At 62.0% G+C, this 5,905-nt stretch carries 6 protein-coding genes, 1 other RNA gene and 1 pseudogene; 5 read left to right on the top strand and 3 right to left on the bottom strand.

Annotated features, from left to right (window positions below):
• Positions 1-250 precede the first annotated feature (250 nt).
• Positions 251-976, bottom strand: a complete 726-nt coding sequence (locus BG842_RS09425; protein ID WP_069450560.1) for a metal-dependent hydrolase — start codon at positions 974-976, stop codon at positions 251-253.
• Positions 977-1,081: 105 nt separating this feature from the next.
• On the opposite strand from BG842_RS09425, the gene BG842_RS09420 reads away from it, so the two are divergent.
• Positions 1,082-1,813 carry a fumarylacetoacetate hydrolase family protein gene (locus tag BG842_RS09420; protein WP_069450559.1) on the top strand — a complete coding sequence of 244 codons (732 nt, stop codon included), beginning with the start codon at positions 1,082-1,084 and terminating at the stop codon, positions 1,811-1,813.
• Between the two features lie 41 nt (positions 1,814-1,854).
• On the opposite strand, the gene BG842_RS09415 is transcribed toward BG842_RS09420, so the two are convergent.
• Entirely contained in the window at positions 1,855-3,018 is a 1,164-nt protein-coding gene (locus BG842_RS09415; protein WP_069450558.1) for an NAD(P)/FAD-dependent oxidoreductase, read from the bottom strand.
• 138 nt (positions 3,019-3,156) lie between these two features.
• Here BG842_RS09415 and BG842_RS09410 point away from each other — a divergent pair, with 138 nt between their 5' ends.
• The 4 genes and pseudogenes from BG842_RS09410 to BG842_RS31350 all read left to right on the top strand — a co-directional run bounded on the left by BG842_RS09410 (position 3,157) and on the right by BG842_RS31350 (position 5,199).
• Positions 3,157-3,402: a YhbY family RNA-binding protein gene (locus tag BG842_RS09410; protein WP_069450557.1), complete on the top strand. Its 246-nt coding sequence runs from the start codon at positions 3,157-3,159 to the stop codon at positions 3,400-3,402.
• Positions 3,402-4,276, top strand: a pseudogene (locus tag BG842_RS09405) (mechanosensitive ion channel family protein). The gene BG842_RS09410 and the pseudogene BG842_RS09405 overlap by 1 nt, the downstream one beginning before the upstream one ends.
• A 72-nt stretch (positions 4,277-4,348) precedes the next feature.
• The gene (locus BG842_RS31355) at positions 4,349-4,786 is read left to right on the top strand and encodes a hypothetical protein (protein ID WP_254663019.1); all 438 of its coding nucleotides are present in this window, start codon (positions 4,349-4,351) and stop codon (positions 4,784-4,786) included.
• Positions 4,690-5,199 carry a hypothetical protein gene (locus BG842_RS31350; protein ID WP_254663018.1) on the top strand — a complete coding sequence of 170 codons (510 nt, stop codon included), beginning with the start codon at positions 4,690-4,692 and terminating at the stop codon, positions 5,197-5,199. Before BG842_RS31355 ends, BG842_RS31350 begins: the two co-directional genes overlap by 97 nt.
• A gap of 153 nt (positions 5,200-5,352) precedes the next feature.
• On the opposite strand, the gene ffs is transcribed toward BG842_RS31350, so the two are convergent.
• Positions 5,353-5,664: signal recognition particle sRNA (gene ffs, locus BG842_RS09395), an RNA gene on the bottom strand.
• Between the last annotated feature and the right edge of the window lie 241 nt (positions 5,665-5,905).

The following is a 5,905-nucleotide window of genomic DNA, read 5'->3' as shown; positions in this document are numbered from 1 at the left end:
AACTGCAATCGCAAAACAACCAAAGTCACTTCGTAGCGAGCGGGCGGGGACTTTCTGGACCTCTGCGTAGTCGCTGCAATCTCGTTGACCCACCCGTGTAGTCGCTGCAATCTCACTCACAATTTGCTGTCTAGCAAACGGGTATGGGCGTTCTGGCCCTTCTTCGCGGTTGCTCCTACCCCTCCACGTACTCGAACACCTGAAAAACAGAAAGCCCGACGTCACATCCCGCGAGTCCGTCCCTTCTTCGTCACCAGAGTTCTTCGGAGAGGTCGAACGTCTCGTCGCCCTCCAAGACGTGAACTTCGGCGTCGTTGCCGGTGGCCTCCACCTCGCGCACGAAGTCCTCGGGGTCCTGCTCGATGGGCGGGAACGTGTCGTAGTGCATCGGGAACGCGTAGTCGGCGTCCACCCAGTCCACCGCGACGGCGGCCTGCCACGGTCCCATCGTGAAGTGGTCGCCGATGGGAACCGCGACGGCGTCGGGTTCGAGGAACGGGCCGATGACGTCGCGCATCTCGGTCATCAGGGAGGTGTCGCCCGCGTGGTAGAACGTCTCGCTCTCCTCGTCGGAGACTTGGGTCGGCTTGGTGTCGCTGATGACGTAGCCTGCGGGCATCCCGCCGGAGGAACCGTAGCCCGTGTCGAGGCCGTTGGTGTGGTCGGCGCGAACCATCGTGACGTAGGCGTCATCGGCTTCGAAGGTGCCGCCCATGTTCATCCCGGTACCGTCCTCGATGCCGTACTCGTCGGTCACGTAACCGATAACCTCCGGCGTGGCGACGAAGTGCGCGTCGCGGAACCGGTCGGAGTCCGCGATGTGGTCCGCGTGCCCGTGCGTGAGGAGCACGTAGTCCGGGTCCAACTCCTCTGGGTCCGTGTCCGTCTTCGGATTGTCGAAGAACGGGTCGATGAGGAGTTCCGTGTCGCCGACGGTGACGTGCCATGTCGAGTGTCCGTACCAAGTAAGCTCCATGGTGTACGTTGGGATACTGCCTAAACCGTCTTAAAAGATGTTGGCGGCGGGTGGGGTGTTACCGGAGTCCGAACCGTTTTGCCCCCTGAATACGACACCCAGCGTATGCATCGAGTCCGATTCCGCGACCCGGCAGGGTCGGTTAGAACCGGCGAATGGCGCGACGGTGAACTCCGATTCGGGGGCGACAGCTACGCGCCCGAGGAGGTCGAACTCCTCGCACCGACGGAACCGACGAAGGTCGTCTGTGTGGGTCTGAACTACGCCGACCACGCGGCCGAACGAAACAAGGACGTTCCCACGCGTCCGCTACTGTTCCTCAAGCCGCCGAACACCGTCGCGTCCCACGGCGACACCATCACGCTCCCGGCCGGAAAGGAGCGCATCGACCACGAGGCGGAACTCGGCGTCGTCATCGGCGACCAGTGTCGGAACGTCGCCGAGGAGGACGCGATGGACGTCGTTGACGGCTTCACGTGCGTGAACGACATCTCGAACCGCGACGACCAGGATTTGGAGCAGAACTGGGTCCGCGGCAAGGCGTTCGACAACTCCTGCCCACTCGGGCCGGTCGTGGCGTCGCCCGAGGACGTTCCGGAGGACGCCCGCGTGCAACTCCGCGTCAACGGCGAGGTGCGACAGGAGTCCTCGCGCGACCAGTTCATCTTCTCCGTCCCGGAACTCATCGCCGAAATAACGACCTATCTCACGCTGGAACCGGGCGACGTCATCATCACCGGCACGCCGTCGGGGGTCGCGCCGCTCGAAGACGGCGATACCGTCGAAGTCGAGATAGAGGGAATCGGAACGCTCGAACACGACGTTCGAATTCCGTAGCAATCGGGAAAACTGATTTTTTCGAGGCGGCGAACCCGCGATTACAGCACGCTCCACGCCTTGATGGCGCGGTTGTACGACGAGATGTCGGCGATCCAGCGCGCCGCGATGGCCTTCTTCAGGACCTCCGCGGGCGTGGAGTTGAAGGTGCTGATGGGGAAGTCCATCCCGGCGACTTTGACGTCGTGAGCGACGGCCTCGTCACCGATGGAGATGACGGTCCCCTTGTTGTTGTACGTCCACGTTGTGAGCGGCTGGCCGTAGATGGCGCGGGCGACGTTCTCGCCGACGACTTCGGCAGCCTGCCACGCGGCCTGGGCGGTCGGCGGTGCCGGGTTCTCGCCCTGGTCGATGATGGCACAGTCGCCGATGGCGAACACGCGGTCGTCGCTGGTCTGGAAGTTGGATTCGGTGGTGACGCGGTTGTGTTCGTTGTCGAGTCCGCAGTCGTCCATGGCGTCGCGGCCCGTCACGCCGCCGGTCCAGACGAACACGTCGTAGTCGAGGGCGTCGCCCTCGTCGAACTGAATCTCGTCCTCGGTGGCTTCGGTAATCGGGTCGCCGGTCAGGATGTTGATGTCCTTTTCGAGGACGTACTTCTTCACCGTCCCCTGCAGTTCGGGGTCCTGTCCGGGCATGATTTCGTCGAGCGCCTCGACGAGGTAGATGTCGATTGGTGCGCGGTGCTTGTCGCGGTACTCCGCGATTTCACCGGCGCTCTGGATGCCGGACAGTCCGGCCCCGCCGATGACGATCTTCGCCGGGTCGTTGCGGGAGGCGGTCTTGGCAGCCTCCTTCACTTGGTCGTGGATTTCGAGCGCGTCGTCCAGACTCTTCAGCGTGAGAGCGTTCTCCGCCATGCCCGGGATGCCGTAGTAGGCCGTCTTGCTGCCGAGCGCGGCGACGAGATAATCGTATTCGAGGTCGTCACCGTCTTCCAGTTCGACCGTTCGGTCGTCCGTGTCGATGTCCACAACGGTGTCCTGCACGAAGCGCGTGCTCGGGGACTTGATCTCGTGAATCGGGAGCGTAATCTTGTCCTTCGCTCGCGGGTCACGGATAACACGGTGGGATTCGTGCAGTACAAGGTGGTAGTCCTTGTCCGACACCCACGTAATGTCAGCGTCATCGAGTTCTTCTTCGAGTTGCTGTATCGCGCCAGCACCAGCGTAGCCAGCACCGAGCACGACGACCTTCGAAGTCATATCCGAACATCGGGATTCATACGATACAAAGGTGTTGAAACCCGCAAGCGGGTGCGTGATATTCACACTCTCCCTAAATCTGACCGGACGTGTTGGTTACAAGCATTAAAGGTGGTCGCGCCAAACTATCCGCTACTTATGAGTAATCACGAACTGCGCAAAGAGGCACACGACCTCGACGTGACGGTGTGGGTCGGCAAGAGCGGCGTCGGTGCCGTCACCGAGGAACTGAAGAACCAACTGCAAAACGAGAAGCTCGTGAAGGTGAAGTTCCTCCGAGCGGCCCGCGGCGGTACCTCGACCGACGAACTCGCGGACGAACTGGCTGACGAGGTGAACGCCGAACTCGTCGAAACGCGTGGGAACACGGCGGTGTACCACTGATGGAACCGCTACCCGGACTCAGTGGTATCTTCGGCGATAACGCGGGGGTCGTGACACAAGCAATTTACTTCGTCGTCTCGTTTGTCGCCCTCTATCTGCTCGGTAGAATCGTCGTCATACCGATGGTAAAACGCCTACTCGACAGGCGTGGATACGACGATAGCGTCAAGAAACCACTTACAAAGATAACGCAGTTGGTCGTCCTGTTCGTGGCAGTCGCACTCGCGTTCGGGTTTGCCGAGCTTGGGAACTTCCTCACCGCGTTCGCCACCATCGGTGCCGCCGCGACGTTGGCCGTCGGCTTCGCGTTACAGGACCTCATCGCCAACTTCGTCGCCGGGTGTTCATCTTCACCGACAAACCGTTCAAAATCGGCGACTGGATAGAGTGGGACGACGGCAGCTACTCCGGTATCGTGGAGGACATCGACCTCCGCGTAACCCGCGTTCGAACGTTCGACAACGAACTTCTGACGGTGCCGAACTCGGTGCTGACCGACGGCGTTATCAAGAACCCCGTCGCCAAGGACAAACTCCGCATCCAGTTCCTCTTCGGCGTCGGCTACGACGACGACATCCACAGGGCGACCGAGATCATCATCGAGGAGGCCGAGAAACACTCGGACATCCTCGATACCCCCGAACCGTCGGTTCGGCTCACCGAACTCGGCGACTCCTCCGTGGGGCTCAAATCCCGCTTCTGGATTTCGGACCCGAAGCGCAGTGACTTCGTGAAGACGCGCGGCGAGTACGTCACCGCGGTCAAACAGCGCTTCGACGAGGAGGGTATCGACATCCCGTACCCCTACCGCAACCTCGCGGGGGGAATCGAGATTTCGAACCCGTCCGAGTTGGCGGTGCTGTCGGGAGACTGAGGCGGCCATCGTCGCCCGTCGTCCCGGCGGTCGTGGAACAGCGTTGAAGTAGACCGGGCGTTATTTTTCGGTATGAACGGCAGTCGAAGAACCTTCCTCTCTACCGTCGGTTCCGTTTCGGTCGGTGGCACGGTCCTCCTCGCGGGGTGTGCTGGGAGCGACTCGGGCGGGAACGCGAACGGCCGGACGACAGACGTATCGTCCGGGGCGGAGTCGGCGGACTCGACGGCGACGACGGAGACGACCTCGACGGAAATACAAACGGTCTCGACGGCGACGATACGCGACGGGACGGAACAGGAGACGACTATTTACGAGATTCGCTCGGAGTCCCCCGGCCCGACCGCGTTCGTCGAAGGGGGAATACACGGCAACGAAGAGAGCGGGTACTGGGCCGCGGACGCCATCAGGAAGTGGGACATCGACCCGGAACGCTCGTCGTCCTCCCGAAAGCGAACGTTCGCGGCGTGCGCCACGAACGTCGGGAGTGGCCGCCGGGAATGGACTTGAACAGAAAGTTCCCCATCGGGGAACCGCCGACGAACGCGCTCGCGAAGGCGGTTTGGAGCGCCATCGAGGAGTACGACCCGGACCTGTTCATCGACCTTCACAGCTCCAAGGGAATCTTGCGACGCGAGGGCGACGAGGGCGTCGGACAGAACGTGTTCCGCTCGAAACACGACGAAATCGTCACGAGCGTCGATGCGGCGGTCGAACGGTTGAACGACGAGTACGTCACCGGCTACAAACCGGTTTACGACTTCGTTCACACGCCCGTGAGCGAGACGAAACTACGACACAACGCCGATGCTCGTCAACAAGGTGCGGGCGGACCGCGACGTGCCGTCGTGTCTCTTCGAGGTCACTCAGGACGACGTGAAACCCGAAAAGTGCGCTCGCTGGACGCGGGCATTCGTCGATAGCATGCTCGATTCGTGGGGGATTCGGTCGTCACGACTGAACGGATAGGGTTCGGTCGAACCGAGACGACATCTGTATTCGGGACGGCGTTTGGATTCGGGGCGACATCTCTATTCGAGACGGCGTTTCGACTCGGCGGTAAGAATGCGATATGAATGTGGACGGCCGGGGTTGCCCGGCGTTCCGGACCGGGGAATCCCGGTTGCCTCCTCCACCCCGCGATCCGACGAGCGACAGCTGTTCGGCGGTCCGCTGCTCACTTCCGTGCCTGACGGATTGCCACCGACTAACCGCGACGGGACACCCCTGCGAGTGTTCGCCACGGACCGCTGGCCCCGTCGGACGAGGCTTCTGCGTTGGCTTTCGGGGCCCGGCCCGGTCTGACCGGACGTACCCGGAGTTTGGTTCCCGCTCAAGACCATAGCGCGGGCGGGGAGCAGGGCCTAACTGCCCAACCTAGTCCACTTCCTTCTACTCCACTCTGACTTAAGGGCCTTTCGGGTTCGGAATGGCGTCGGGCTTCGACTTTGGCCCGGAAGTCACCCGACCGTGGCGATGGCCACGACGTTCGAGACGACGACGAGCAGTCCGACGACGAGATAGACGATGCTTCCGAGTCGAAACGTCCGACGCGACCGCTGGGTCCATCCCGAGAGGACCACGAGGAGGAGGACGGTCGCCGCTTTGAGAAGAAGCAACCCGAACAGT

Source organism: Haladaptatus sp. W1 (assembly GCF_001723155.1).
GTDB lineage: Archaea > Halobacteriota > Halobacteria > Halobacteriales > Haladaptataceae > Haladaptatus > Haladaptatus paucihalophilus.
This window is presented reverse-complemented; position numbering and strand designations above follow the sequence as displayed.

What these genes read in the sequence shown, in the direction of transcription:
- BG842_RS09425 (WP_069450560.1), bottom strand. Translation starts at nt 976, where the DNA reads ATGGAGCTTACTTGGTACGGACACTCGACATGGCACGTCACCGTCGGC.
- BG842_RS09410 (WP_069450557.1), top strand. Translation starts at nt 3,157, where the DNA reads ATGAGTAATCACGAACTGCGCAAAGAGGCACACGACCTCGACGTGACG.
- BG842_RS09420 (WP_069450559.1), top strand. Translation starts at nt 1,082, where the DNA reads ATGCATCGAGTCCGATTCCGCGACCCGGCAGGGTCGGTTAGAACCGGC.
- BG842_RS09415 (WP_069450558.1), bottom strand. Translation starts at nt 3,018, where the DNA reads ATGACTTCGAAGGTCGTCGTGCTCGGTGCTGGCTACGCTGGTGCTGGC.
- BG842_RS31355 (WP_254663019.1), top strand. Translation starts at nt 4,349, where the DNA reads ATGAACGGCAGTCGAAGAACCTTCCTCTCTACCGTCGGTTCCGTTTCG.